Annotated in this window: 1 protein-coding gene; it reads left to right on the top strand. The window is 55.6% G+C overall.

All coding sequences use genetic code 11. The features are described from left to right. On the top strand, positions 1 to 414 hold a 414-nt coding region (locus tag I6F37_RS42145), incomplete at both ends, for a hypothetical protein (protein ID WP_225154693.1).

The following is a 414-nucleotide window of genomic DNA, read 5'->3' as shown; positions in this document are numbered from 1 at the left end:
GAGGATATGTATATCGTCAAGACCGATGCTGCGGGGAACGTCGAATGGGAGGAAACCTATGGTGGTAGCAACCCGGATTACGGTTACGATGTCGAGGAATTCACCGACAGTTATGTTGCCGTGGGATATACTGCTTCCTCGGAGATCATGACAGGTGGCGGTGGTGATTTGATGATGGTAAAGATCATGAAACCGGCTGCCCCACTGGCACCGGTGCTCCTTGCTCCGCGCAACGACAGCCTAAATGTCCCGGTTGCAGCGACGTTGCGCTGGCAGGGATCGGGTGGCGCATCGCGTTATCGCCTGCAGGTCGCGACCGATAATTTGTTTGCGAACCTCGTCGTCGACGATTCGACTGTAAGTGGGACATCACGTGCCATCGCTTCTCTTCAGAGCAGCACCCGCTACTACTGG

Source organism: Bradyrhizobium sp. NBAIM08 (genome assembly GCF_020193935.1).
Classification (GTDB): domain Bacteria; phylum Pseudomonadota; class Alphaproteobacteria; order Rhizobiales; family Xanthobacteraceae; genus Bradyrhizobium; species Bradyrhizobium yuanmingense.
The sequence above is the reverse complement of the archived record's forward strand: the minus strand, read 5'-3'. Positions and strand labels throughout refer to the sequence as shown.